The 26,316-nt window shown below is 68.1% G+C and carries 24 protein-coding genes and 1 pseudogene; 15 read left to right on the top strand and 10 right to left on the bottom strand.

What is annotated here, in order from left to right; all coding sequences use genetic code 11:
- Positions 1–2 precede the first annotated feature (2 nt).
- The 3 genes from ald to gabT all read right to left on the bottom strand — a co-directional run bounded on the left by ald (position 3) and on the right by gabT (position 3,682).
- Positions 3–1,121 (bottom strand): alanine dehydrogenase, encoded by a 1,119-nt coding sequence (gene ald / locus ABD736_RS13580; protein WP_344792399.1) that lies wholly within the window; start codon positions 1,119–1,121, stop codon positions 3–5.
- A 141-nt stretch (positions 1,122–1,262) separates the two neighbouring features.
- Positions 1,263–2,324 (bottom strand): asparaginase, encoded by a 1,062-nt coding sequence (locus ABD736_RS13575; RefSeq protein WP_425555030.1) that lies wholly within the window; start codon positions 2,322–2,324, stop codon positions 1,263–1,265.
- Positions 2,321–3,682, bottom strand: coding sequence for a 4-aminobutyrate--2-oxoglutarate transaminase (gabT, locus tag ABD736_RS13570; protein WP_344792398.1), 1,362 nt, complete (start codon positions 3,680–3,682; stop codon positions 2,321–2,323). The genes ABD736_RS13575 and gabT overlap by 4 nt, the downstream gene beginning before the upstream one ends.
- Positions 3,683–3,800: 118 nt before the next feature.
- On the opposite strand from gabT, the gene ABD736_RS13565 reads away from it, so the two are divergent.
- The gene (locus ABD736_RS13565; protein ID WP_344792397.1) at positions 3,801–4,274 is read left to right on the top strand and encodes an OsmC family protein; all 474 of its coding nucleotides are present in this window, start codon (positions 3,801–3,803) and stop codon (positions 4,272–4,274) included.
- Between the two features lie 52 nt (positions 4,275–4,326).
- Here the strand turns inward: ABD736_RS13565 and ABD736_RS13560 are convergent, their stop codons facing one another.
- Both ABD736_RS13560 and ABD736_RS13555 read right to left on the bottom strand, forming a co-directional pair.
- On the bottom strand, positions 4,327–5,133 hold the full coding sequence (locus tag ABD736_RS13560) for a lysophospholipid acyltransferase family protein (protein ID WP_344792396.1): 807 nt from the start codon (positions 5,131–5,133) through the stop codon (positions 4,327–4,329).
- Between the two features lie 21 nt (positions 5,134–5,154).
- Positions 5,155–6,063: a hypothetical protein gene (locus tag ABD736_RS13555; protein WP_344792395.1), complete on the bottom strand. Its 909-nt coding sequence runs from the start codon at positions 6,061–6,063 to the stop codon at positions 5,155–5,157.
- Positions 6,064–6,155: 92 nt separating this feature from the next.
- On the opposite strand from ABD736_RS13555, the gene ABD736_RS13550 reads away from it, so the two are divergent.
- The 3 genes from ABD736_RS13550 to ABD736_RS13540 are packed head-to-tail and all read left to right on the top strand — an operon-like array spanning position 6,156 to position 8,706.
- Positions 6,156–7,250, top strand: a complete 1,095-nt coding sequence (locus ABD736_RS13550; RefSeq protein WP_344792394.1) for an FKBP-type peptidyl-prolyl cis-trans isomerase — start codon at positions 6,156–6,158, stop codon at positions 7,248–7,250.
- A 32-nt stretch (positions 7,251–7,282) separates the two neighbouring features.
- Positions 7,283–8,371: a 1-deoxy-D-xylulose-5-phosphate reductoisomerase gene (dxr, locus tag ABD736_RS13545; protein ID WP_344792393.1), complete on the top strand. Its 1,089-nt coding sequence runs from the start codon at positions 7,283–7,285 to the stop codon at positions 8,369–8,371.
- A 56-nt stretch (positions 8,372–8,427) separates the two neighbouring features.
- Complete coding sequence (locus ABD736_RS13540; RefSeq protein ID WP_344792392.1) at positions 8,428–8,706, top strand: hypothetical protein; 279 nt, start codon at positions 8,428–8,430, stop codon at positions 8,704–8,706.
- A gap of 236 nt (positions 8,707–8,942) precedes the next feature.
- Here ABD736_RS13540 and ABD736_RS13535 read toward each other — a convergent pair whose 3' ends face one another.
- Together ABD736_RS13535 and ABD736_RS13530 are read right to left on the bottom strand one after the other, a co-directional pair.
- Positions 8,943–9,881, bottom strand: a complete 939-nt coding sequence (locus ABD736_RS13535) for an NAD-dependent epimerase/dehydratase family protein (protein ID WP_344792391.1) — start codon at positions 9,879–9,881, stop codon at positions 8,943–8,945.
- Between the two features lie 67 nt (positions 9,882–9,948).
- A complete protein-coding gene (locus ABD736_RS13530) occupies positions 9,949–10,884 on the bottom strand; it encodes a thioredoxin domain-containing protein (RefSeq protein ID WP_344792390.1) in 936 nt (311 codons plus the stop codon).
- Between the two features lie 101 nt (positions 10,885–10,985).
- Here ABD736_RS13530 and ABD736_RS13525 point away from each other — a divergent pair, with 101 nt between their 5' ends.
- Together ABD736_RS13525 and ispG are read left to right on the top strand one after the other, a co-directional pair.
- The gene (locus tag ABD736_RS13525; RefSeq protein ID WP_344792389.1) at positions 10,986–12,287 is read left to right on the top strand and encodes a M50 family metallopeptidase; all 1,302 of its coding nucleotides are present in this window, start codon (positions 10,986–10,988) and stop codon (positions 12,285–12,287) included.
- A gap of 62 nt (positions 12,288–12,349) precedes the next feature.
- Entirely contained in the window at positions 12,350–13,483 is a 1,134-nt protein-coding gene (gene ispG, locus ABD736_RS13520) for a flavodoxin-dependent (E)-4-hydroxy-3-methylbut-2-enyl-diphosphate synthase (RefSeq protein ID WP_344792948.1), read from the top strand.
- A gap of 127 nt (positions 13,484–13,610) precedes the next feature.
- Here ispG and ABD736_RS13515 read toward each other — a convergent pair whose 3' ends face one another.
- Positions 13,611–15,035, bottom strand: coding sequence for an RNB domain-containing ribonuclease (locus tag ABD736_RS13515; RefSeq protein WP_344792388.1), 1,425 nt, complete (start codon positions 15,033–15,035; stop codon positions 13,611–13,613).
- Between the two features lie 58 nt (positions 15,036–15,093).
- Here ABD736_RS13515 and ABD736_RS13510 point away from each other — a divergent pair, with 58 nt between their 5' ends.
- The 5 genes and pseudogenes from ABD736_RS13510 (at position 15,094) to ABD736_RS13490 (ending at position 19,547) form a co-directional block, all read left to right on the top strand.
- Entirely contained in the window at positions 15,094–16,860 is a 1,767-nt protein-coding gene (locus tag ABD736_RS13510) for a proline--tRNA ligase (RefSeq protein WP_344792387.1), read from the top strand.
- 28 nt (positions 16,861–16,888) lie between these two features.
- Positions 16,889–17,149, top strand: a pseudogene (locus tag ABD736_RS13505) (LLM class flavin-dependent oxidoreductase); the annotation flags it as partial.
- Positions 17,150–17,285: 136 nt separating this feature from the next.
- On the top strand, positions 17,286–17,918 hold the full coding sequence (locus ABD736_RS13500; protein WP_344792386.1) for a DUF5343 domain-containing protein: 633 nt from the start codon (positions 17,286–17,288) through the stop codon (positions 17,916–17,918).
- Entirely contained in the window at positions 17,905–18,441 is a 537-nt protein-coding gene (locus ABD736_RS13495) for a hypothetical protein (protein ID WP_344792385.1), read from the top strand. The genes ABD736_RS13500 and ABD736_RS13495 overlap by 14 nt, the downstream gene beginning before the upstream one ends.
- Positions 18,442–18,524: 83 nt before the next feature.
- On the top strand, positions 18,525–19,547 hold the full coding sequence (locus ABD736_RS13490) for an LLM class flavin-dependent oxidoreductase (RefSeq protein ID WP_344792384.1): 1,023 nt from the start codon (positions 18,525–18,527) through the stop codon (positions 19,545–19,547).
- A 40-nt stretch (positions 19,548–19,587) separates the two neighbouring features.
- Here the strand turns inward: ABD736_RS13490 and ABD736_RS13485 are convergent, their stop codons facing one another.
- Both ABD736_RS13485 and ABD736_RS13480 read right to left on the bottom strand, forming a co-directional pair.
- Positions 19,588–20,424, bottom strand: a complete 837-nt coding sequence (locus ABD736_RS13485; protein WP_344792383.1) for a hypothetical protein — start codon at positions 20,422–20,424, stop codon at positions 19,588–19,590.
- Positions 20,425–20,783: 359 nt separating this feature from the next.
- Positions 20,784–21,386, bottom strand: a complete 603-nt coding sequence (locus tag ABD736_RS13480; protein WP_344792382.1) for a gamma carbonic anhydrase family protein — start codon at positions 21,384–21,386, stop codon at positions 20,784–20,786.
- A 120-nt stretch (positions 21,387–21,506) separates the two neighbouring features.
- On the opposite strand from ABD736_RS13480, the gene nusA reads away from it, so the two are divergent.
- The 4 genes from nusA to rbfA all read left to right on the top strand — a co-directional run bounded on the left by nusA (position 21,507) and on the right by rbfA (position 26,234).
- Complete coding sequence (nusA, locus tag ABD736_RS13475) at positions 21,507–22,553, top strand: transcription termination factor NusA (RefSeq protein ID WP_344792381.1); 1,047 nt, start codon at positions 21,507–21,509, stop codon at positions 22,551–22,553.
- Between the two features lie 54 nt (positions 22,554–22,607).
- Positions 22,608–22,865, top strand: a complete 258-nt coding sequence (locus tag ABD736_RS13470; RefSeq protein WP_344792380.1) for a YlxR family protein — start codon at positions 22,608–22,610, stop codon at positions 22,863–22,865.
- Positions 22,866–22,952: 87 nt separating this feature from the next.
- A complete protein-coding gene (gene infB, locus ABD736_RS13465) occupies positions 22,953–25,724 on the top strand; it encodes a translation initiation factor IF-2 (protein WP_344792379.1) in 2,772 nt (923 codons plus the stop codon).
- A 63-nt stretch (positions 25,725–25,787) separates the two neighbouring features.
- Positions 25,788–26,234, top strand: a complete 447-nt coding sequence (gene rbfA / locus ABD736_RS13460; protein ID WP_344792378.1) for a 30S ribosome-binding factor RbfA — start codon at positions 25,788–25,790, stop codon at positions 26,232–26,234.
- Positions 26,235–26,316: the final 82 nt, after the last annotated feature.

Genomic DNA, 26,316 nt, shown 5'->3' with positions numbered 1-26,316 from the left:
TGCTAGGCCGCGAGCACGGACCCCAGCGAGCCGAGCTCAAGCCCGTGCGCGGTGGCGACGCCCTCGTTGACGACGGCGCCGGCATGCACGTTGAGTCCGAGCGCGAGTGCCGGGTCGGCGGCCAGCGCCGCGCGCCACCCGTGGGCCGCGATGGCGCGCAGATAGGGAAGCGTCGCGTTCGTAAGCGCGTAAGTGGAGGTGTTGGCGACCGCGCCCGGCATGTTGGCCACGCAATAGAAGATCGAGTCGTGCACCCGGAAGGTCGGGGCGCTGTGGGTCGTCGGGTGGCTGTCTTCGAAGCATCCGCCCTGATCGATCGCGATGTCGACGAGAACGCTGCCGGGGCGCATGCGGGCGACGAGATCGTTCGTGACGAGCTTGGGCGCCTTCGCGCCGGGAATCAGCACCGACCCGACGACGAGGTCGGCGGCGGTGACCGCCTTTTCGATCTCGAGGGGGTTCGATGCGATGGTCTTGATGCGGCCCTGGTACAGGTCATCGAGTTGGCGCAGCCTCTCGATGTTGGTGTCGAGCACGGTGACCTGCGCTCCGAGGCCCACGGCAGTCGTGATGGCGTTCGAGCCGGCGACGCCGCCGCCGATGATCACCACGTCGGCCGGCCGTGTTCCGGGAACGCCAGGAACGAGCAGCCCGACGCCGCCGGCAGGCTTCATGAGAGTGTTCGCGCCGACGATCGGCGCGAGTCGCCCGGCGACCTCGCTCATCGGCGCGAGCAGCGGCAGCTGTCGCCCGGGAAGCTGCACCGTCTCATAGGCGATCGCGGTGACCCCGGCGGCCGCGAGCGCGTCGGTCAGCGGCCGGTCGGCGGCGAGATGAAGGTAGGTGAAGAGCACGAGCCCCTCGCGGAAGTAGCCGTACTCCGAGGCGATCGGCTCCTTGACCTTGAGCACGAGCTCGGCGTCGGCCCAGACGTTGGCGGCATCCGCTTCGATGACGGCGCCCGCGTCGCGGAACTCATCGTCCGTGATGGACGAGCCGAGCCCGGCGCCGGCCTCGACGACGACCCGGTGGCCGTTGCCGGTCAGCGCATGCACGCCGGAGGGCGTGATCGCCACGCGGTATTCGTTGTCCTTGATCTCGCGGGGTACTGCGATGCGCATGTCGCTCCTGTCGTCGGTGACCGGCCTCGTGGGCCAGCCCACAGGCTACCCCGGGAGGGGGCGAGATCGACAGCATCGCGTGCGGTTTTCGACGGAATCCGTCTCTGCTGGCAGCGCAGGCGGCGGAATCGGTTGCGCGTGTCAGACGACGGGGCGGACTTCGCCGACCGGGCGCCCGCCGCCGAGGACTGCGCCGACCACGTCAGGCAGCACAGCGGCGACGGAAGCCGCACTGAGCGCTCCAGCCTTGACGAGCAGTGTCAGGGCGACGACGGTCGCGGGCCGATGCGCTCCGTCGAGGACCTTGAGCGCGACCGTGGTGCCATCCGGCGCCGCCACGACCTGCAGGCCCTCTGCGCCGCGCTTCGCGAGAACTCCGAGCCGCTCGACGAGCACGCTGTCGCTGCGGCCCTGACCGTGGATCGCCCACGGGAAGTCGCGTACGGCTTGCGTGACGGCGGCCGCCTTCTTGTAGAGCGCGAACGGCGACGACGCCTGGGCCGTCGCGATGCGCTGGATGCCGCGGGCGAGCCCGGTCAGCGAGACGGCGAAGGTCGGCGCACCGCAGCCGTCGACCGCCACGTTGGCGACCTTCTCGCCCGTGAGTCGCTCGATCGTGTCGACGATGTGCTTCTGCACCGGGTGCTCAGGGTCGAGGTAGCCGTCGATGTCCCACCCGTTCGCCACACACGCGAGCAGCATCGCGGCGTGCTTGCCGGAGCACTCCATGTAGATCGGCTCGGAGCCGCCGCCGCTCGCACGCACTCCGGCACGCGCCTCGGCGTCGGCGGGCATGACAGCGGGGCACTGCAGCGCGGTCGCGGGCAGCTGAGCCTTTGCGAGGATGCTGCGCACTGCGGTGACGTGGGCAGGGGTGCCCGTGTGGCTCGCCGCCGCGACGGCGAGCTCGGCGCCCTCCAGCTCGGCACCGGCCGAGAGCGCGGCCAGAGCCTGGATCGGCTTGAGCGACGAGCGCGCGAACACCGGGGCGTCGGGGTCGCCGACGGTGCGCAGCACCGCGGCCTCCTGTCCGAGAACGACCGCGCTGCCGGCGTGACGCGATTCGATGAAGTCGCCGCGCACGACGACCGCGAGCTCAGCCGAGGCGGCAAGGGTGGCGGTCTGGTCGGCGCGGCTCGTCGCGCCGGTGAGGTCGGAGAGGCCGGAGAGGCCGTGCGCCGGGGTCTGGATGCGGTCGCTCACAGTGCCGCCAGCGCTTCGTCGATGATTCCGGCAGCTTCGGCCAGGTGCGCGTCGGTGACCGCGAGCGACGGCAGGAAGCGCAGCACATTGCCGTACGTCCCGGCCGAGAGCAGCAGGACGCCGTTCTGCGCGGCGTGCGCGATGATCGCGCTCACCGCCGTCGCGTGTGGTGTCTTGGTGGTTTCTCGAGTGCCCGGTTCCACGAGCTCGATAGCGAGCATCGCGCCGATGCCTCGCACATGGCCGATGACGTCGTGTTTGGCGCGAAGCTGCTCGAGCATGGGGCGGAAGGTCGTCTCGATGCGCTGTGCCTCGGCGAAGAGGCGCCGCTTCTCGATCTGCTCGAAGACAGCGACGGCCGCGGCACACGCCACGGGGTTGCCTCCGAAGGTGCCGCCGAGGCCACCGGGGTGCGCGGCATCCATGATCTCGGCTCGGCCGGTGACGGCGGCGAGCGGTAGGCCGCCCGCGATGCCCTTCGCGGTCAGCACGACGTCGGGAACGAGGCCGAAGTGCTCGCTCGCGTAGTACGCGCCGGTGCGCGCCATGCCCGTCTGGATCTCATCGGCGACGAAGACCACGCCGTTGTCGGTGCACCACTGCTGAAGGGCCGGAAGGTACCCGTCTGCGGGAACCATGAAGCCGCCCTCACCCTGGATCGGCTCGACGACGAGGCAGGCGAGATCTGCGGCGCCGATGTGCTTCTCGAGGTAGAGGATCGTGCGGGCGGCGGCATCCGCCCCGCTCAGGCCATCCCGGAACGGGTAGGACCCCGGCACGGCGTACACATCGGGTGCGAACGGCCCGAAGCCCGCCGAATACGGCATCGCCTTGAACGTCATCGCCATCGTGAGGTTGGTGCGGCCGTGGTAGGCGTGCTCGAGGGCCGCGACCGCGCGCCGCCCCGTGGCCTTGCGCGCGATCTTCACGGCGTTCTCGACAGCCTCGGCGCCCGAGTTCACGAGGATCGACTTCTTCGGGAAGTCCCCGGGGGTGTGCGTGGCGAGCAGTTCGGCGACCTGCACATACGACTCGTAAGGCGTGATCGTCGCCATGCCGTGCGTGAGTGAGCCGAGCGCGGCGGTGGCGGCGGCGACCACCTCGGGCTGGGTGTGCCCGACGGTCGTGACGCCGATGCCCGCGCCCAGGTCGAGGAAGCGGTTGCCGTCGACGTCTTCCAGGAAGGCGCCGTTCGCGCGCTGGATGTAGACCGGCAGAGCGCTCGAGACCCCCGCTGCGACGACGGCCTGCCGGCGGGCGTGCAGCTCACGTGACTTTGGGCCGGGGATCTCGGTGACCACGCGGCGCTCCTGCGGCAGGGTGTACTCGGCGGGGGGAGCAGTCGTCGTGGAGCTCATGCGGAAATCCTAGCCGCGGCCCCCGTTCGGGCCTCGGCGGCGGGCGGTCCCGCGTGCCACCGCGCCGCCCCGCGCCGCACCGCCCCGAGCCATGTCGGCGAAGTGCCAGACTGGCGCCATGGCACTCGAGCATCACTACGCCGTCACGGTCAGCTGGAGCGGGAATCGGGGAACGGGCACCAGCGGCTACCGCGACTACGGCCGTGAGCACACGGTCAGCGCGGCGGGCAAAGCCGACATCGCCGGCAGCTCGGACCCCGCATTCCGCGGCGATCGCGATCGGTGGAACCCCGAAGAACTGCTGCTCGCGGCGCTGTCGCAGTGCCACATGCTCAGCTATCTGCACGCAGCAATGGTCGCGGGCGTCACCGTCGTCTCGTACGACGACGACGCGATCGGCACGATGCAGCAGACGCCAGACGGAGGCGGCCACTTTACGTCCGCGACGCTGCGACCGCGCGTGGTGATCACGGATGCCTCGCAGCTAGCCCTTGCGGAAGAGCTGCACCACGAGGCTCAGCGCATGTGCTTCATCGCATCATCGGTGAACTTCCCCGTCGGCCACGAGCCGTCGATCACCGTCGCCGGCTGAGCGGCTCTTCGGCCGAGGCCGCACCTCGCGTGCTTCGGGGCGACCGTGTGCGCTAGAGCCGCTCCGGGTGGAACATCCGCTTGACGCGCTCGACGGTGCCGCTCGGCGGCGCCTCGTTGTAGGCGCCCGCGAGTTCCTGCCCCGAGAGCTTCTGAATCGCGGCCATGATCTCGTCCGTCGCGAGCCTGCGCGCCTTACCTGAGTCGGCGGGCCCGAAGTGCGTGAGGTCGAGCGGCTTGCCGAACTCGACCGTGATCCGCACCCGGCGGGGGATCTTGGCACCGACAGGCAGGAAGTCGTTCGTGCGCTTCAGCCCGACGGGAACGACGGGGGCACCGGTCGTGAGTGCGAGCCACGCGGCGCCCGTGCGGCCCTTGTAGAGCCGCCCGTCGAGCGAGCGTGTCCCTTCCGGGTACAGCGCGAATGCGTCCCCCGACTCGATGATGCGGCGCGACTGATCGAGCGCTGCCTGCGCTGCAGATCCGGCCCCACGCACCACGGGGATCGCGCCGACCGAGCTGAAGAACAGTCGCGACAGTCCGCCGCGGAAGCCGGTGCCGTCGAAATACGACGACTTGGCCAGGAACCGCACGCGGCGCGGCGCGACCATCGGAATGGCGACGGAGTCGATGAACGACAGGTGATTGCTCGCGATGATGACCGGGCCGCGCTTCGGAACGTTGTGCCTGCCGATCACCCGGGGCCGGAAGATCGCCCGCGCGAGCGGCGCAATGGTCAGCCTGGCGAGGGTATAGAGCCCACGGTTGGCGTGACTGATATCGGGCGATGCCTCGACCTTGTCCTCGAGATCGGCATCGCGGCCGGCCGCCGCCTCGGAGGGGTCAGCTTCGAGTGCCATTCCGCCAAGGGTAATCGCAGTTCAATGCCCCGTGCGGCATGCGATGCCGTCGACATTGTCGAGACACGGCCCCCACCATTCGGGGAATCGCACGGCTCGGGCGTCGCCGAACCAGGCGCTGTAGAGGCGGAAGAAGTTGAGATTGCCGAAGGCAGAGCAGCCGTGCGCGGGCCCGTCGGGGTGAGCGCGCGTGAAGGCGTCGGGCTGGTAGGGCGTGTAGAGATACAGATCCGCTGTGGCCTGGTTCGCGATGTGAACCGGGTATGCCCCGCACGAGGCATCCGGCGAGTACTGCACCTTCACGGTGCCGGGCCTGACCTTCCAGTGATCGTCGGGGTTGCCGTACTCGCGGAACTGCCATGCGGCGGAGTACAGCTGGTTGAAGAATCCGAAGTACTTCTCGTCGCACTTCGCCGTATCGGGGCAGGCATACCCGGTCGCCCGCTGATAGCCGTACGCGCTGGGGTGCGTGACCAGCGACTGCTCCTTCTGCACCAGAACCAGCAGCACGCGGGGGCTGATGCCGCAGGCGTGCGCCACCTTTGTGACGATCGCGGCCGCGGTCTCGTCGGCGGCGCCGGCATAGCGAGAGCAGTTCGCGTTCGCCGCGCGTGTCTCGGTCTTCTGGTGGAAGAACGCGAGGCAGGGGGAGTTGTCGCGCGGCGTGCACGGCATCTCGAGCAGCCACTGCTGCACGCCCTCACGCGTCATGGCGTCGGCATTGAAGAACGAGTCGTCGCTGATCAGGTCACCCGCCTCGAACGGCGGCAGCTTCGTCTTCTTGGTGAGGTGCGTCACGTGGGGCGCCGTGGCCGCCGCGTTCTCGTGCGCGGTCTGCACAGTGAGTGTTGTGAGTGCCGTCGCGATGACGAGCAGTACGACCGCCGCGGCGGCCCGGGCTGTCCAGACGGTGGCTCGGCTGACCTGCACGCGCCCACCTTACGTGCACCCGATCTTGAGACTCCGGATAAGTCCGTGGTGCAGACTGTGAGCTCCCCACGTCTTCTACCGAGAGTTCTTTCGTGCGCAAATCGCTGTCCATCGTCGTCCTCGCGGCGGCGTCCGCCCTGTTGCTCACCGCCTGCGCGGGCGGTGGCGACGCGAAGACCAAGAGCACCCCGAAGCCGACGTCGAGCACCGCCAAGACCGTGTCGGTCGACTGCTCCCTGAAGCCGGGCGCAGTGAGCGACGGCGTGCAGATCAGCGGCGCGCAGGGCAGCACGCCGACGGTCAAGGTGACCAAGGGTGCTTCGGCGAAGTCCGAGCAGCGCACCGTCGTGACCAAGGGCAGCGGCGACGACGTGAAGGCGGGCACGAAGGTGGTCATCGGCTTCGCCGCCTACGACGCCACGAGCGGCGCGACTCTGCAGGCGCCCTCGGGCTGGGGCGCCGACCGCGGCCAGTTCGCGCTGCGCCTCGGCGCCTCGAGCCAGGCGCCGGGCTTCACCCGCATGTTCGGCTGCGAGCCCGTCGGCAGTCGCATCGTCTACGCCGCGAAAGCGTCGACCGCCTTCGGCAGCGCGAAGACGGTCACCAGCGACTTCAGCGATGGCAGCGTCAAGCCCGGCGACACGCTGGTCTTCGTCGGCGACATCCTCGAGGCGAAGGCAGACAAGGCCACGGGCGCGCCGCAGCCGGCGAAGCCCGGCATGCCGGCCGTGAAGGATGCCGCAGACGGCACTCCGAAGGTGAGCTACGACAAGTCATCTACGCCGCCGTCGACCACCCAGGTCGCCGTGCTGAAGAAGGGCACCGGCGCGAAGGTCGCGAGCGGTGACCTCGTCTCGGTGCAGTACCAGGGCACCGAGTGGAAGAGCGGCAAGATCTTCGACCAGAGCTGGGGCACCTCACACGGCTGCGACTTCGCCTCCGTGCCCAGCGCGTTCCCGACGACCGGGGTCGTGAAGGGCTTCGCGAAGGCGCTCGAGGGGCAGACCGTCGGGTCGCAGGTCGAGGTCGTCATGACGCCGGCCGACGGCTACGGCAGCAACCCGCCGAGCGGCCAGAAGACCATCACCAAGGACTCGACGCTGATCTTCGTCGTCGACATCCTCGGCGTGGACATGACGGCGGCGCAGGTGCAGTCCTCCGGCGCACAGGGCACCACCTGCGACTGAGCCGAGCCGCCGGCACCCGGCATGATGGTTCCGTGCGACGCGTCATCATCCTCGGCTCGACCGGCTCCATCGGAACGCAGGCGCTCGACGTCATCAGAGGCAACCGCGACCGTTTCGAGGTGGTCGGCTTGGCAGCGGGCACGGATGCCGCAGGGCTCGCCGCTCAGGCATCCGAATTCTCCGTCGCCCACACGGCGCTCGGTGCCGCAGAGGCCGAGGCGCTGGTGCGCGAGGTCGACGCCGACGTGGTGCTCAACGGCATCACCGGCTCGGTCGGCCTGGGCCCGACGCTCGCGGCTCTCGAGACCGGCCGCACGCTGGCCCTCGCCAACAAAGAGAGCCTGATCGTCGGCGGCGAACTGGTCACGGGCCTCGCGCAGCCCGGTCAGCTCGTGCCCGTGGATTCTGAGCACTCGGCGCTCGCGCAGGCGCTGCGCTCCGGCACGCACGACGAGGTGCGCCGTCTGATCGTCACGGCCTCGGGCGGTCCATTCCGGGGCCGCTCGCGCGAGTCGCTCGCCGACGTGGCCCCCAGCGAGGCGCTCGCGCACCCGACGTGGGACATGGGCCTGATGGTCACGACGAACTCGGCGACGCTCGTGAACAAGGGGCTCGAGGTGATCGAGGCGCACCTGCTCTTCGACGTGTCGTTCGAGCGCATTGAGGTCACGGTGCACCCGCAGTCGGTCATCCACTCGCTCGTCGAGTTCGTCGACGGGTCGACTCTCGCCCAGGCGAGCCCGCCTGACATGCGCCTTCCGATCTCGCTGGGCCTCGACTGGCCGCATCGGGTCGCGGGGGTGGGCACGCCGATCGACTGGACGCAGTCGCACGCCTGGACCTTCGAGCCGCTCGACGACGCCGCGTTCCCCGCGGTCGCCCTCGCGAAGCGGGTCGGCGAGGCCGGCGGCACGTACCCTGCCGTGTTCAACGCGGCGAACGAGCAGGCCGTCTACGCCTTCCACGACCGCAAGATCGGATTCCTCGACATCGTCGACACCGTGCAGCGGGTGGTCGACGCGCATGAGCCGCAGGGCGCTCTGAGCCGCGAGTCGCTCGCCGCCGCCGAGGAGTGGGCCCGAGCGACCGCCGACCAGCTCATCGCCGCCGCGGGTCGTTGAGCCATGGCCGACTCACTGACGGTTGTCGCCGGAGGCGCTTCACGACAAGATCAGCCATGAACTCCGATGAGGCGATCGTCGCGGAACTGCGCCGTCGCGGTGAATGGCAGATGGGCGGCTACGGAATCGCCGAAGTTCTCCACGGTTCTGGTCACGCTGACTTGATGATCGAGAACCGCCGCGGCAATTCGCGCCGGCTGACCGTTGATCTACCGTCCTCCGGAAAGCCGCAACGCTGGCTCTATACGGATGCTGCCGATGCGGCTGATTGGGTGGATCAGTTCTTCGTGCTGCTCGGCGAGGAGATCGATACCGGCGGCCTATCCCTCACTTAGTTGCGGAGACGTGCAGCTCGTGCGCCGCTGCCTTGCTTCCTGCGACGACCCGTAATGCGGTTTTGGCGTCAGATTGCGGCAGTTCAGGTCGTCGCGAGGGGCAGGCATCCCGTCATACGACCCGAAATGCCGTTCTCGCTGCGCATTCCGACATTTCGAGTCGTCGCGCCGAAGAGAACAGCGGACCCGCGCCACGGCCGACCAGCTCATTGCCGCTTTGGGCTAGCCGCCGCGCGCTAGAAGAGCTTGCGATAGCTCTGGGCGGTGTCGCGCAGGGCGGTCTCCCACGGGGTCGCGTGCACGCCAAGCATCCGTTCTGTCTCACTCGAGTCGAGGACGAACGGATGCGTGAACTGATAGCTCTCGTCGAGGACGCCCTTGAGCTGCGGGCTGAACAGCGCGAGCGTGCGCAGCGCGAGTTCTGGAATCGGGGCGACCTTGCCGTGCGTGCCGAACCACTCGTTGACCGTCTCGGCGATCTCGAGCTCGCTGTGCGGCGCGCCGCTCGGCACATGCCAGACGCGGCCCCAGTCGCCGCGGTAGTCCGCGGCGGCGACGAGCGTCGCGGCGATGTCGTCGAGGTAGCTCCAGCTGTGCGGCTGCGCGGGGTCGCCCACCACGCGGGCCGTGCGCGATTCCAGCACGGGCACGAAGAAGCGCTCGCCGAGCATCGCGGTCTGGCCTGCGCCCGGCCCGAAGTAGTCAGACGCCCGCACCTCGACCGCATGCAGCTCGCCGGCATCGTGCGCCGCCTTGACCAGCTCCCACCCCGATTTCCTGATCAGGCCTTTCGGGCTCGTCGTGAGCTCGGGGGAGTGCTCGGTCATCGGGCCGTCCGACTGTCCGTACGGGTACAGGTTCCCCATCACGACGAGGCCCGCGGCGGCTTCGTGCGCCGCGGCGATGGCCGCCCGGAAGATCGGGGGCCACACCTTGGCCCACTCCTCGGCGCTGTAGACCGCCGGGTTGGCGCACAGGAAGAGGGTGCTGACGTGGTCGCTCGCAGCCGTCAGCGCGGCGGCGTCTGAGGCATCCGCCGCCACTGATCGCGCGCCGTGAAGCTCGGTGCCGCGCCTCGTGACGAGGGTGACGCGATCGCCGCGTTCGACAAGTCGCTGCGCCACGCGACGGCCGATCAGGCCCGCGCCCACCACGACGTGAGACGAGCCGGACATGGCAGGAGGCTAGCCCGCGCCGATAGCGGCGGGCCAGCCCCCTGAAAAAGTTGCGCGATGCGGCCGATCAGCCCGCAGTGGTCGGCGACGGGGTCGGCGTCGAACCGGAGCCCGAGCCGTCCGGCGACCAACCGGGAACGGTCGACTTCACGAACGAGAGGAAGGCCGCCGTGTCGCCCCAGCCGGCCTGCGTCTGCGGCGGCTGGAACTCCTTGCCGTTGACGATGATCGTCGGGGTGCCCTGGATCTGCTTGATGCTGGAGTTCGGAATCGAGGTGCCGTTCAGGGCGCGGTCGCTCGCGGCCTGCACCCAGCCCTTGAACCGCGTGTCCTTCACGCACGAGCTGATCGCCGAGCTGCTCGCGCCGCCCTTCTTGATCGTCGAGATGATCTCGGCATCGGTCTTGCCGGTACCGCCCTCTTCCGGCTGGTTGTCGTAGAAGGCCTTGTTCACGGCGAAGAACTTGCTAGGGGAGTACTGCGCGACGCAGCCGATCGCGCTGGCCGCGCGGCTCGAGTAGTGGTTGCCCTGCGACGCCGCGTCGAGGTTCGGCAGCGAGATCGGGTGGATCTCGAGCGTCGCACTGCCAGCATCGAGCCACTGCGCGATCTGCGAGTCGTTGGACTCCTCAAACGCCTGGCAGACCGGGCACTGCAGGTCTTCATAGATCGTGATGTGCGCGCGGCCGTCGTCGGGCTGCGTGGTCGGCGTGGGCTTGCCGCCGTGAGGAATGCCCGGGGTGGCGACGTACTCGGTCGTGCTGGTGAGCACGATGCCGTCGCTCTTCATGTTCTTGGGCCCGGCGTTCGACGTGGGCCGCGACACGTTGACGATCACGACTACCGCGATCACGATCACGGCCAGGATGCCGAGGCCGATGCCCCCCTGCAGGAAGAACCTGTTGCGGCGTTGCTTGCGCTTGGCTTCTTCCCGCATGATGCGGGCCTTTTCACGTGCGGCGTTCTGGCGCTGGGCCTTCGTCGGGCGATCGGGATTCGTCACGAGATGAAGCCTATGTGAGCGAGGGATGCCTGCCCCAGACCACCGCGTCACACATAGCTGTCTTGCGGCAGCTTCCTAGGCGGTTCAGCTACATTCGGCGCGTGGAATCCGTCCTGCTGTTCCTGCTCGGAATCGTCGTGATCGTCGTCGGCATCGGCGTCTCGATCGGCCTGCACGAGCTCGGTCATCTGACGGCGGCCAAGATCTTCGGCGTCAAGGTCACGCAGTACATGATCGGCTTCGGCAACACGCTGTGGAGCCGGAAGAAGGGCGAGACCGAATACGGCGTCAAGTCGCTTCCGATCGGCGGTTACATCGCGATGATCGGCATGTTCCCGCCAGGGCCCGACGGCGAGCAGCCGCGTCGCGGCCGCCTCGCGCAGCTAATCGACAGCGCACGGCAGTCGAGCGCAGAGACCGTCCCGCAGGGCGAGGAGCACCGCGCGTTCTATGCCGCGGCCCCGTGGAAGCGCATCATCATCATGTTCGCGGGGCCGTTCGCGAACCTCGTCATCGCCATCGTGGTGATCGGCATCATCACCGTCGGAGTGGGCGTGCCCTCCAGCATCCCCGTCGTCGACTCGGTGTCGCAGTGCCTGAAGCCCGCGACCAGCACGTCGACGACGTGCACCGACGACGACCCGGTCGCACCGGCCGCCCTCGCCGGCCTGAAGGCAGGCGACCGGATCGTCAGCGTCGACGGTCACGCGATCGGGAACGACTTCGAGAAGGCATCCAATCTCATCGGCGATGCGGCCGGGAAGCAGATCTCGGTCGTCGTGCGCCGCGACGGGCACGACGTGACCCTGTCGATGAAACCGGTGCTGTCGAGCAAGACGATCACCGACGACCAGGGCCACGAGAAGACCGTGCAGGCCGGGGTCGTCGGCTTCGCCTTCGCACAGGGCTACGTGCGCCAGCCGGTCAGCTCGGTTCCGAGCGCCGTCGGCACGCAGCTGTCGCAGACGACCGGCGTCTTCCTCAACCTGCCGAACCGCATGGTGCAGGTGTGGAACGCGGCCTTCGGAACGCAGGCGCGCGACGCCAACGGGCCGGTGGGTCTCATCGGCGTCGGCCGCCTCGCCGGCGACATCGCGAGCAACACCACCACGCCGCTCATCGCGCGGCTCGAGTGGCTGCTGTCGATCATCGCGGCGCTCAACATCTCGCTGTTCGTGTTCAACCTCGTGCCGCTGCTGCCGCTCGACGGCGGCCACATCCTCGGTGCGCTGTGGGAGCAGGGCAAGCGGTGGTTCTTCGCGATCTTCCGCCGCGGCCGCAAGCCGAAGCACGTCGACATGGCGCGGCTGCTGCCGCTTACCTTCGGCGTCGTCAGCGTGCTGATCGCGATGGAGCTGCTGCTCGCCTACGCCGATCTGGTGAAGCCGATCAGCGCTGGGTAGGTACCCAGCGTTCGTGCACCCGCTTACCTAGACTGGCTCTCGTGGCAGCAATCAATCTGGGCATGCCGACGGCGCCCGAGGTCCTCGCCCCCCGCCGGAAGTCCCGCCAGATCAAGGTGGGCAAGGTGCTGGTCGGCGGTGACGCCCCCGTCAGCGTGCAGTCGATGACCACGACGCCGACGACGAACATCAACGCCACGCTGCAGCAGATCGCCGAGCTCACCGCCTCTGGCTGCGACATCGTGCGCGTGGCGGTGCCGAGCCGCGATGACGCAGAGGCGCTGCCGATCATCGCGAAGAAGAGCCAGATCCCGGTCATCGCCGACATCCACTTCCAGCCGAACTACGTCTACGCGGCGATCGACGCCGGCTGCGCAGGCGTGCGCGTGAACCCCGGGAACATCCGCAAGTTCGACGACCAGGTCGGCGAGATCGCGCGGCGCGCGAAGGCCGCAGGGGTCTCGCTGCGCATCGGCGTGAACGCCGGGTCGCTCGAGCCGAGCCTGCTGCAGAAATACGGCAAGCCGACGGCAGAGGCGCTCGTCGAATCCGCCGTATGGGAGGCCTCGCTCTTCGAAGAGCACGACTTCCACGACTTCAAGATCTCGGTCAAGCACAACGACCCGGTCGTGATGGTGAAGGCCTACCGCCTGCTCGCCGAGCGCGGCGACTGGCCGCTGCACCTCGGCGTGACCGAGGCCGGCCCGGCGTTCCAGGGCACGATCAAGTCGGCGACCGCGTTCGGCATCCTGCTCGCCGAGGGCATCGGCGACACGATCCGCGTCTCGCTCTCCGCGCCGCCGGTCGAAGAGGTCAAGGTCGGCCTGCAGATCCTGCGCTCGCTGAACCTGCGCGAGCGCAAGCTCGAGATCGTCTCGTGCCCGTCGTGCGGCCGCGCCCAGGTCGACGTCTATTCGCTCGCGAACAACGTCACCGAGGGCCTGAAGGACGTCACCGTGCCGTTGCGCGTCGCCGTGATGGGCTGCGTCGTGAACGGCCCGGGCGAGGCTCGGGAGGCCGATCTCGGAGTGGCGTCCGGCAACGGCAAGGGCCAGATCTTCGTCAAGGGCGAGGTCATCAAGACCGTGCCGGAGGCCGAGATCGTCGAGACCCTCATCGCCGAGGCGCAGCGCATCGCCGACGAGATGGGCGCTGACGCCCCGGTCGGCGAGCCCTCCGTCACCGTCGGGCACTAGCGAAGCATCCGCCCGCCGTCCTGTCACCGAGACGGGCCGAAACGGCGCTTTCACGCGCGCGGATCCGCGTTTTCGCACGTCTCGGCATGACGTTCAGCTGGGCCGCGACGATCGCGCGGCTTGATGCTTAGACCGGCGCGAACACCAGCATGCCGGTCGCGATCGTGGCCGAGACCAGGCGCACGCGCAGGGCGTCGCCTGGGTTTCCCACGATCGCGTCTACGGATGCCTCGACCGCAGGCTCGGCCAGCTGAATCCGCGTTCGCGTGTGGTTCTGCGCCAGCACCACCGCGTCGAATTCGTCGCCGACCCTGCCCGAGAGCACAGCCGCCTCGACGCGGTCGAGCGCGCCGGCATCCAATCGCCCCGACAGAGACGTGGTCATGTTCATGATGTGCGGCAGCTCGGTGAGCGACGCGCGCGCCCAGTCGGGCACCGGATTCCCCGCTGCCAGCGCCTCGCAGACGATGAGCCCCCATCGGTCGACGAGCCGCCGCAGTGGCGCGGTCACGTGCGCATACGGTGCCGCGAGTGCCGCCTGCACAGGCTGCTTCGGCGGCGCGCCGTCGAATGCCTCATACCCGGCGCCGCAGAACAGCGAGGCCGCCGCCTGCAGCACTGCCAGGGCCCGCGGCTGAGAGCGGTCGAGACTGCGCAGGTACTCGCCGTACTCGGTGCCCTCGGCCCATGGCAGCCCCAGCAGTTCAGTGCGCGCCCGGAACGCGGCGACGGCTGCGTCGTCGGCAGGGGGCATCGTGCGAAGGATCCCCACGCCGCCGGCGAGCATGATCGTCGCCGCGGCCATGCCGGTCAGCAGTGAGAGCTGCGCGTTCCAATCCTCGATCGGCAGCGGAACGCGTCGCTCGACGCCGTAGCCGTCGGGCGTCAGCACGATCTCTTCATCGGGGGTGTTCAGCGAGGCGCCCCCGCGCGCGGCTTCCTGGGCGATCAGCGCCTTCCCGATCGCCGGCAGCGGCGCGAGCGCTGGGGGAGCGGTGCCGTCGTCGAGGGCCCGCTGCGCCTCGTCGTACGACCACTGCCTGCGCGACCTCACGAGCGCGCGCGTGAGCGAGGTCTCGTTCACCGCCCCATCGGGCGCGAGCGCGAAGCGCCACACGAACGCCCGCCGAACCTGACCGGGCAGCAGCGACCCGGCGCCCTCCGAGATCACGGGCGGGTGAAGCGGGATCCGCCCGTCGGGCGCGTAGAGCGTCTGCCCCCGGCGACGTGTCTCGTCATCGAGCACGCCCCCAGGCGCCACGAAGAACGGCACGTCGGCGATCGCGTAGTCCACCTCGAAGCCGGCATCCGTCACTGCAAGGTGCATGGCCTGATCGAGATCGGTCGACCCGGCCGGGTCGATGGTCAGGAACTCAAGGTGAGTCAGGTCGGGCAGCGATCCGAGTGGGGCGAGGGATGCCTGCTCCGCCTCGGCCAGCACCGCGGGTGGGAACTCTCCCGGCACCTTGAGCTCGGCCCGCAACGCCGCGAGCGCCTCTGCGAGCTCGCTCTGCGCCGCAGATGCCGAGAGTCGAGAGCTGCGCCGCGCCATGCCACGAGGCTATCCGGGCCCGCGCAAGCCACGAAGGCTGATGTGGAAAACTTGACCCGTGCCCACTCGCCTTAGCAACTACTTCCTGCGCACCCTGCGCGAAGACCCCGCCGACGCAGAGGTCACGAGCCACAAGCTGCTCGTGCGCGCCGGCTACATTCGGCGCACCTCCGCCGGCGTCTTCTCGTGGCTGCCGCTGGGGCTCAAGGTGAAGGCCAAGATCGAGCGGATCATCCGCGAAGAGATGGCAACCGCGGGCGCCCATGAGGTGCACTTCCCCGCCCTCGTTCCCCGTGAGCCCTATGACGCGACCGGCCGTTGGGACGAATACGGCGACCTGCTCTTCCGCCTGCAGGACCGCAAGGGCGGCGACTATCTGCTCGCGCCGACACACGAGGAGATGTTCACGCTGCTCGTGAAGGACCTGTACTCGTCGTACAAGGACCTGCCGCTCACGATCTTCCAGATCCAGGACAAGTACCGCGATGAGGCGCGCCCTCGCGCGGGTCTGCTGCGCGGCCGCGAGTTCACGATGAAGGACGCGTACTCCTTCGACTACACGGATGCCGGCCTCGACGCCTCCTACGAGAAGCAGCGCAGCGCCTATGAGCGCATCTTCCAGCGCCTCGGCCTGAGCTATGTCATCGTCCAGGCGGATGCCGGCGCCATGGGCGGCTCTCGCAGCGAGGAGTTCCTGCACCCCACCCCCGTCGGTGAGGACACCTTCGTGCAGTCGGCCGGCGGTTACGCCGCGAACGTCGAGGCGTTCCACACTGAGCCCGTGGCTCCCGTCGCCTTCGACACGCTGCCGCCGGCGCAGGTCTTCGACACCCCTGACACCCCCACGATCGCGACGCTCGTGGCCGCGGCCAACGCCGACCATCCTCGCGAGGATCGAGAGTGGCAGGCATCCGACACCCTCAAGAACGTGGTGCTCGCTGTCACGCACCTCGACGGCACGCGCGAGCTGGTCGTCGTCGGCGTCCCCGGCGACCGTGAGGTCGACGATAAGCGTGCCGAGGTCGCCTTTGCGCCGGGTGAGGTAGAGGCCGCGACCGACGAGGACTTCAGGAAGCACCCCGAGCTCGTCAAGGGCTACATCGGGCCCGTGCGCGGCGAGCAGGCCGTGCTCGGCGAAAAGGGCACGAGCGGCATCCGCTACCTGCTCGACCCGCGCGTCGCGGACGGCACCGCGTGGATCACGGGCGCGAACGAGCCGGGCAAGCACGTCTTCGGCCTGGTTGCGGGCCGCGACTTCACCGCTGATGGCATCGTCGAGGTCGCCGCGGTGCGTGAAGGTGACCCCGCGCCCGACGGCTCGGGCCCCGTCACGCTCGAGCGTGGCATGGAGATCGGCCACGTCTTCCAGCTCGGCCGCAAGTACGCCGAGGTGCTCGGCCTCAAGGTGCTCGACGAGAACGGCAAGCTCGTCACGGTCACGATGGGCTCGTACGGCATCGGCGTGACCCGCATCCTCGCGATCATCGCCGAAGAGAACAACGACGAGAAGGGCCTGATCTGGCCGGCATCCGTCGCGCCCTTCGACGTGCACGTGGTCGCGACGGGCAAGGACGACGCGGTCTACGGCATCGCCGAGGACGTCATCGCGCAGCTCGAGGCGGCCGGCCTCGACGTGCTCTACGACGACCGCCCCAAGGTCTCGCCCGGCGTGAAGTTCGGCGACGCCGAGCTCATCGGCGTTCCGCGCGTGCTGGTCGTCGGGCGCGGTGCCGCAGACGGTCAGGTCGAGTTGTGGAACCGCGCGACAGGCGAGCGCGAGACCATCGCGATCGCCGACGCGGTCGCGCAGTTCACGCAGGCATAAGGGCGCGGGCGCGCGGGTTGGACGAACTGTGAAGAGAATCGGATTCCTGAGCTTCGGCCACTGGACCCCGTCGCCCCATTCGCAGACCCGCTCGGCATCCGACGCCCTGCTGCAGTCGATCGACCTCGCCGTCGCTGCGGAGGAACTGGGCGCAGACGGTGCCTACTTCCGCGTGCACCACTTCGCGCGCCAGCTCGCGTCGCCGTTCCCGCTGCTTGCGGCGGTCGGCGCGCGCACGTCGAAGATCGAGATCGGCACGGCCGTCATCGACCTGCGTTACGAGAACCCGTAGCGCCGTTTGACGTTTGGCGTATGGCAAATGGCGTAGGGCCTGGCTTCAGGTCGTCGCGTACCCCTTGAGGGGGCGTCGCCTGTATGGCATGTGTGAGCTATGGTCGGCTTCACTGTTGCCAAAGGAGACGCACGTGGCGAATGAGCTGCCGCTGACGACGAGTGCCAATTCAATCACTCGGTTTCTGACCCATATCCAGGCCGCGGGCGTCCCGACCAAGGTCGACCGGACGTACCTCAAGAGCGTTGGATTTAAGAGCGGGCAAGACAACTACATCATCCCGATCCTCAAGCACATCGGCTTCTTGTCCGCCTCAGGCACCCCGGAGACTCGTTGGCGGAGCTACCGAGACAAGAAGCAGGCGCCGAAAGTGCTCGCCGAGGGTATTCGCCAGGCGTATGCAGACCTTTTTGCCGTGTATCCCGACGCGTACCGAAAGGACGAAGAAGCGATCCGGAACTGGGTTCGTAGTCAAACTGGCTACGACGAGGTGAAGGTCGGACACGCGGTGAAGACGTTTAGAACGCTTTGCAGCGCGGCAGACTTTGGCTCGCCCTCAGAAGCGTCCGTGAGTCAGTCGGAACCACGCCTTGAGACGACCGCTACGCACAGCGGAGCACTAGGAGCGTTGAGCGTCCCGACTCCAACGGCACCCTCGGTAAGTATCAGCATCGAGCTGCATCTGCCTGCCTCGGCCGACGCAGATACCTACGACAAGTTTTTCGCCGCAATGAAGAAGCATCTCTTCCCGGATGCCTCCGCTTAACGACCTGCGCGCTCGCGCTGCTGCGTTTGAAGCCGAGGCGCACGCTCTTTTCGGACAGATCGAGAGCGCGCGCTCGCGGGTGATTCAGCTCGACGAGTCATACCGCAAGTTGGGGCTGCTGAACCTTAAGCAAGACGAACTCATGCGGCAGGCGCTGCGTTGTGCGGAGCAGGGCCTATATCGTGCGGCGCACGTGATGGCGTGGGCCGCATTCATGGATTTCTATGAGGATCTCCTTGCAAGCGATGGGATGGTGGCGCTTCGTGCGGCGCGCCCGGGCTGGACCCACGTGGCGTCAATGGAGGAGCTGCGCGAGTACCAGGCCGAGTTCGGTCTTCTGGAGCTCGCTCAGCCCCTTCACCTCGCCACGAAGAACGAGACGAGGGCCCTCCAATCGATGTTGAACAAGCGCAATCAGTGCGCCCATCCAAGTTCATTCACCCCCGACCTAAATTCAACGCTCGGATACATGTCCGAGGTTTTGCATTACCTCACCCTGTTGGCCGGTAAAACTCCGCACTAATGACTGGTCGCGGGGTTTGCGGCTTTCGCACAGTAGGGTGAAGCCCGGCGTGGACTACGCCCGGCGAGCGCGACGGAGACGACATGAAGAACATCGGTTTCCTTTCGTTTGGCCACTGGACGCCTTCTCCTCATTCGCGAGTCCAAACAGCATCCGACGCGCTTTTGCAGTCCATTGATCTCGCGATCGCTGCGGAGGAGCTGGGCGCAGACGGTGCCTACTTCCGCGTGCACCACTTCGCGCGCCAGCTCGCGTCGCCGTTCCCGCTGCTTGCGGCGGTCGGCGCGCGCACGTCGAAGATCGAGATCGGCACGGCCGTCATCGACCTGCGTTACGAGAACCCTCTTTATATGGCCGAGGATGCCGGCGCCGCCGACCTGATCGCCGGCGGGCGGCTGCAGCTCGGCGTCTCGCGGGGGTCACCCGAGCAGGTCGTCGACGGCTTCCGCTACTTCGGTTACGATCCCGGCGATGACCCGACCGGCGCCGAGATGGCGCGCAGCCGCGCCGAGGTGTTCCTCAAGGTCATCGAGGGCGAGGGCTTCGCGCAGCCGAGCCCGCGGCCGATGTTCCCCAACCCGCTGGGGCTGCTGCGGCTCGAGCCGCATTCACCCGGGCTGCGCGACCGCATCTGGTGGGGCGCCGGTTCGAACGCGACGGCGCAGTGGGCCGCAGAGCTCGGCATGAACCTGCAGAGCTCGACGCTCAAGAACGATGAGGACGGGCGGCCATTCCACCAGCAGCAGGCCGAGCAGATCCGCCTCTACCGCGAGGCGTGGAAGGAGCAGGGCTGGGAGCGCGAGCCGCGCGTCTCGGTGAGCCGCAGCATCTTCGCGCTGGTGACCGACCAGGACTGGGCTTATTTCGGCCAGGGCCGCGACGAGCACGATCAGATCGGCATGATCGACGAGAGCACCCGTGCGATCTTCGGCCGCAGCTACGCGGCAGAGCCCGACAAGCTCGTCGAGCAGCTCGCCGAGGACGAGGCCATCGCGGCCGCGGACACCCTGCTGCTCACGGTGCCCAACCAGCTCGGCGTCGACTACAACGCCCACGTGATCGAGTCGATCCTGACGCACGTCGCCCCCGCGCTCGGCTGGCGCTGAGCGCGGCGCAGCCCGAATTCGGGGCAATGCGCCAGCTGCGTCAGTCGCTTAGGTGTTTCGTGTCGACTGCCGCGGCCAGTGCCGCGCGGGAAAAATAGCGTTTGTTTTGGACAAAGGCCGAGCCCCGTCCTGACTTCTTGTGCAATATCGGCGCTGAGCGGGTGATAGTCGCCGACGAGTTTCTTGCACTCAAGAGAAAGACTTGGAATTGGCCACCGGCATCCCATCCGTTCTTTAGGCCGTATCCCATCACCGTCCCGAGACGTTGGTCCACGGGTGACTCCGAATTACGGAGTCGCTCGGCTTCGTCTTTGTTCCAGCGGGTGGGGACGATTTTCTCTTCTATGGCGGGAAAATATGGCTCAATCTGCTTGTTGGTATAGAACCCGATGTAATCGACTTGAGCGAATGAGCGATCGCTGGGGCAAACGTACGCAGCCACCTTCTCGTACATCCCGATTGCCATTTCAGCGCTTGCCCCCACAATTACGACGTTACGAGCTGGCGCCACGGGGCGCTGACCAGTGACGTTCGAGACGCTCTCCATGCCCTCGAGCCACGTACGCGCAGCAGGGTCAATCCACTCGACCAGAGACAACAGTTTTTTCAATTCGATGCCAGGATCGAATTCCAACAAAGAGTCCTGGTGCGCGCAGCGATTCCGAAGGTTGCGCATGTCGGTTACCGCTTTGTGGACGGATTCCCGACTACCTGGCGATCCGGGGAAAACGAAGCGCAAATGCTGCCGCCACAGCTCTTCGTTTGCTGGCTTTTTCTCTAGAAGGTTCGTCCAAAAACCAAGCGTAAGTTCTGAGATGATCGAGTCCGGCGACGCGACTTTGGTCGTGGAATCCATGCGGCGCTCGGCTGCCTTCACGACGCTGCCTAGATCTTGTTGCCAAGGGTATGCGAGCGGGTGGAGTGTTGAAAGCCGCCCCATGATCGCGTTTCGCAGAAGAACCTCCGTGTGGTGAAAACACTCGAAAAGTGCCGACGCAACTTTGGCGTTCCACTCATAAAGCGACCATGCCAGGTCAGTGTCTTGATCACACGCCTCCAGGAAGGGCGCGAATCGCGCGGGCGAGACCCAATCAACTTTGCGCGAAACCAATCGTGTTACTCTCTCCCTATTCCGCCTCTACCGTCTTTGATGGCACGCGGTCAGAGGGCTCGACGTTGCCTATGCTCATCAGAGTACGCATGTCGGGCCCTCCACTCGTGGGCGCCGCCCCCGATTCAAGCCGACACGTCGCGGTCGTCCGCGTGGCGCGCGAGGCGAGCGCCGTAGCGCTCGGTGAGCTGCACCATGAGATCTGGGGTGTCCCGGTCGAGCCCGAAGACATACTCGGGGAAGTCCAGCTCCCGCTGCCGGGCCTCGATGGCTTCGTGGTCGTTCGGCGAGGTGATCAGCGGGGGAGCGCCGACCGCGACCCAGCCGATCGGCACCGTCGTCCCCGGCGGCAGCATGGTGCGCAGGTGCACGATCGCGTCGATCCGTACCTCGCTGCCGCGGCCGATCACGGCGCCGTTGAACACACGGCTGCCGGTGGCGAGGAAAACCTCCGGCTCGATCGTCGCGCCCGAGACATACGCGTGCGGCCCAACCAGGCAGTGGTCGCCGATCGTGACGGCATTGCCGGTGACGCCGCGCACGACCGCGTTCTCCATCACGATCGTGCTCGCGCCGATTCGCACGCCGCCGCCCTCGGCCGTGATGACGGCCCCGTGCAGCACCTGCACTCCCTCGCCGATCTCGACATCGCCGCTGATGACGGCGCTCGGCGCGACCACCGCGGTCGGGTGCACGCGCGGCGCCGCTCCCTGATGTTCGTAGAGCATGCCTCACGCTAGCGCTCAGCGGCCCGGGCTCGTCTAGAGTGGATGTTTAGCCTGCGCGCGAGCGCGGGCTACCTTGCGCTGAACTGAATACCGGAAAGTCAATACAGAGGAGGCCGGCACATGGACATCGACCTCAGCGTCCTGCGTTTGATGGAGCGCGAGAAGGAGATCCCCTTCGACGAGCTCGTGCACATCATCGAGCAGGCGATCCTGACCGCCTACCTGAAGCACACAGGCCAGGCCGAGCAGCACCACCACGGAGCGCCCGCGCACACCGCAGGCGCGCAGAGCGCAGGGCATACGGATGCCGCGCCCAAGCAGGCGCCCGCACGCGTGCACCTCGACCGCAAGACCGGGCACGTCTCTGTCTTCGTCCCCGAGTACGACGACGAGGGCAACGTCATCGGCGAGGCGGAGGACAGCCCGAGCGACTTCGGCCGCATCGCCGCCTTCGCCGCCAAGCAGGTCATCAACCAGCGCCTGCGCGACATCCAGGACGAGTCGGTGCTCGGCGAGTTCAAGGGCCGCGAGGGCGACATCGTCGCCGGCATCATCCAGCAGGGTCCGAACCCGCGTATGGTGCACGTCGACCTCGGCACCATCGAGGCGATCCTTCCCCCTGAGGAGCAGGTCCCCGGTGAGGAATACGCCCACGGCTCCCGCATCCGCGTCTACGTGACCTCCGTCGCGAAGGGCCTGAAGGGCCCGCAGATCACCGTGAGCCGCACGCACCCGGCGCTCGTGCGCAAGCTGTTCGCGCTCGAGGTGCCCGAGATCGCCGGCGGCCTCGTCGAGATCGTCTCGCTCGCGCGCGAAGCCGGCCACCGCACCAAGATCGCGGTGCGCGCCGTCGAGCCCGGCATCAACGCCAAGGGGGCGTGCATCGGCGAGATGGGCTCGCGCGTGCGGGCCGTCACCGCCGAGCTCAACAACGAGAAGATCGACATCGTCGACTACTCGCCCGATCTGGCCGCCTTCGTGGCATCCGCCCTCAGTCCTGCCAAGGTGACGAAGGCGTACGTCGTCGACGAGAACCTCAAGGCGGTGCGCGCGCTCGTGCCCGACTATCAGCTCTCGCTCGCCATCGGCAAGGAAGGCCAGAACGCGCGCCTCGCGGCCAAGCTGACGGGCGCCAAGATCGACATCCAGCCGGACTCGGCGCAGTAAGAGGGGCGTCGCGGAATACGCCGTCGACGTTTCGCCTTAAGACAGGGGTCTAGAATGGAACCCGTCAGAACGTGCATCGGGTGCCGTTCTCGCGCTCCGCGGTCCTCTCTTCTGAGGGTCGTCGCCCAAGATTCCGTCCTCGTGGTGGATGAGTCGGCTCGCATGCCGGGGCGAGGCGCGTGGATTCATCCAAGTGCGGAATGCATCAAGAAGGCGCTCCAGCGCAAGGCCTTCGGGCGGGCGCTGCGAGTGCAGGGTGTCCTCGACACCGTCGAGATCACCCACCAGCTAGAGAACAGGCTGAACGGCTAATGGACAACTAATGAGCGGCTCGAAATGAGACCCGTCCACAACTAGCGCCTGCCCTGAACCGAGGGTGGGCCTCGGAACAGGAGAAATGTGGCTGCCAAACCACGCGTGAGTGAGATCGCCAAAGACCTCGGAATCGAGAGCAAGCAGGCGGTCGAGATCCTCAACGGCGAGTTGAAGGAGTTCGTCAAGACTCCCTCCTCGACGATCGAACCCCCGGCTGTGCGCAAGCTGCGCGCATACGTCAATGACCACCCCGAGCTCGTGACGTCGTCCGACGCCGGTGCCAAGGCGCCCGCGTCGTCGGCGAAGCCCGGCCCGGCCAAGCCCACGGCTCCGCGCCCGGCACCCGCCCGCAAGGCGGAGGCCCCCAAGGCTGAGGCGCCGGCGCAGGCCGAGGCTCCCGCCAAGACCGAGGCGCCCGCCGCCGCGAAGCCCGAGGCCGAGCGCCCCGCGGCATCCGCGTCCGACAGCGCGCGCGGCGGCTCGGCACCCACTCCCGGCCCGGCGAAGCCCGCCGCGCCGCGCCCCCAGGGCACCCCCCGCCCCGGGAACAACCCGTTCGCGTCGCAGCAGGGCATGGGCCAGCGCCCCGCCGGCACGCCGCGCCCGGGGAACAACCCGTTCGCGTCGCAGCAGGGCATGGGCCAGCGCCCGTCGCCCGGCAACATCCCGCGCCCGCAGGCTCCGCGCCCCGGCGCGCCCCGACCCGGCGCACCCCGTCCGGGCGCCCCGCGCCCCGGCCAGGGCTTCCAGCGTCAGGGTGCAGGCCAGGGCCGCCCCGGCGGTCCCGGTCGCCCGGGTGGAGGCGGCTTCCAGCGCCCCGGTGGCGGTGCAGGCGGTTTCCAGCGCCCCGGCGGCGCCCCAGGCGGCTTCGGCGGCCCGCGCCCCGGTGGTGGCGGCGGTCGCGGCCGTGGCCCCGGCGGCGGCACGGCCGGCGCATTCGGCCGCGGTGGCGGCAAGAGCCGCGCCCGCAAGTCGAAGCGGACGAAGCGTCAAGAGTTCGAGATGCGGGAAGCTCCGTCGCTTGGCGGCGTGAGCGTTCCCCGCGGTGACGGCTCGACGGTCATCCGTCTTCGCCGTGGTTCTTCGATCTCGGACTTCGCAGACAAGATCGACGCGAGCCCGGGCAACCTGGTGACCGTGCTGTTCCACCTCGGTGAGATGGCGACGGCGACCGAGTCGCTCGACGAGGCCACCTTCGAGGTGCTCGGCGCTGAGCTCGGCTACAAGATCCAGATCGTCTCGCCTGAGGACGAGGACAAGGAGCTCCTCGAGGGCTTCGACATCGACCTCGACCAGGAGCGCGAGGACGAGTCCGATGAGGACCTGCTGCCCCGGCCCCCGGTGGTCACCGTCGTCGGCCACGTCGACCACGGTAAGACGCGCCTCCTCGACGCGATCCGTCAGACGAACGTCATCGCGGGTGAGGCCGGCGGCATCACCCAGCACATCGGTGCGTACCAGGTGTGGACAGAGCACGAGGGCACCGAGCGTGCCGTCACCTTCATCGACACCCCGGGCCACGAGGCGTTCACCGCCATGCGTGCCCGTGGTGCGCAGGTCAGCGACGTGGCGATCCTCGTGGTCGCCGCCGACGACGGCATCATGCCCCAGACGGTCGAGGCGCTGAACCACATGCAGGCGGCCGACGTGCCGATCGTGGTCGCGGTCAACAAGATCGACAAGCCCGACGCCAACCCGGCGAAGGTGCGCCAGCAGCTCACCGAGTTCGGCCTCGTCGCCGAGGAGTACGGCGGCGACACGATGTTCGTCGACGTCTCGGCCCGCGAGGGCATCGGCCTCACGGAGCTGCTCGACGCGGTGCTGCTCACCGCAGACGCGGGCCTCGACCTGCGTGCGAACCCCGACCGGGACGCCCGCGGTGTCGCGATCGAAGCCAAGCTCGACAAGGGCCGCGGTGCTGTCGCGACGGTGCTCATCCAGTCCGGAACGCTGCACGTCGGCGACTCGATCGTCGCAGGCACGGCCTACGGCCGCGTCCGCGCGATGCTCGACGAGAACGGCGACAACGTCGATGAGGCTCTGCCGAGCCGCCCGGTCCAGGTGCAGGGTCTGTCGTCGGTGCCGCGCGCCGGTGACACCTTCATCGTGACCGAGGACGACCGCACCGCCCGCCAGATCGCCGAGAAGCGTGAAGCGGCCGAGCGCAACGCCCAGCTGGCGAAGGCGCGCAAGCGCATCAGCCTCGAGGACTTCACCCGCGCCCTTCAGGAGGGCAAGGTCGAGTCGCTCAACCTCATCATCAAGGGTGACGTCTCGGGTGCCGTCGAGGCCCTCGAAGAGTCGCTGCTCAAGATCGAGGTCGACGACAGCGTCCAGCTGCGCATCCTGCACCGCGGTGTCGGTGCGATCACGGAGTCCGATGTGGACCTCGCGACGATCGACAACGCGATCATCGTGGGCTTCAACGTCCGCCCGGACGTCAAGGCCCGCGAGCGCGCGGCCCGCGAGGGTGTCGACATCCGGTTCTACTCGGTCATCTACAACGCGATCGACGACATCGAGCAGTCCCTCAAGGGCATGCTCAAGCCGGAGTTCGAAGAGGTGCAGTCGGGTCTCGCCGAGATCCGCGAGGTGTTCCGCTCGTCCAAGTGGGGCAACATCGCGGGTGTCATCGTCCGCAGCGGCACGATCACGCGCAACGCCAAGGCGCGCGTCATCCGCGACGGCGTGGTGCTGGCCGACGGCCTCGCCATCGAGTCGCTGCGCCGCTTCAAGGACGACGTCACCGAGGTGCGCTCCGACTTCGAAGCCGGTATCGGCCTCGGCAAGTTCAACGACATCCAGGTCGGCGACGAGATCGAGACGATCGAGATGCGCGAGAAGCCGCGCGCGTAGCGCGCTGCCGCGCGGGGGCCGGTCTCGGCCCCCGCGCTCTTCTCTCAGAAAGGGGAAGTGCACATGGCTGATCCGGAACGCGCCAGGAAGCTGGCCGACCGCATCAAGGTCGTGATCGCGAAGCGCCTCGAGAAGGGCCTGCGCGACCCGCGCCTGGGGTTCGTGACCATCACGGACGTCCGGGTGACGGGCGATCTGCAGCACGCGAGCGTCTTCTACACCGTCTACGGCTCCGAGCAGGAACGCAGCGACTCGGCCAAAGCCCTCAAGGCTGCGACCGGCATGCTGCGCACCGAGGTGGGACGCAACATCAGCGTGCGGCTCACCCCGACGCTCGAGTTCATCGCCGACGCGATCCCCGAGAACGCCGCCCACATCGACGAGCTGCTGCGCTCCGCCGCCGCCCGCGACTCCGAGGTGGCGGCGCTCGCCAAGGGCGCCCAGTACGCCGGCGACGAGGACCCGTACGTGAAGCCGCGCGAGTTCGACGAGGACGACGACGAAGACTGAGGCGGATGCTTCAACAGAAGGCCCCGGGAGCGATCCTCCCGGGGCCTTCCGCTATCCACCCGGCGTCCAGAACCGCCGGGAG

The organism is Gryllotalpicola daejeonensis (genome assembly GCF_039538145.1).
GTDB classification, from domain to species: domain Bacteria; phylum Actinomycetota; class Actinomycetes; order Actinomycetales; family Microbacteriaceae; genus Gryllotalpicola; species Gryllotalpicola daejeonensis.
The sequence above is the reverse complement of the archived record's forward strand: the minus strand, read 5'-3'. Positions and strand labels throughout refer to the sequence as shown.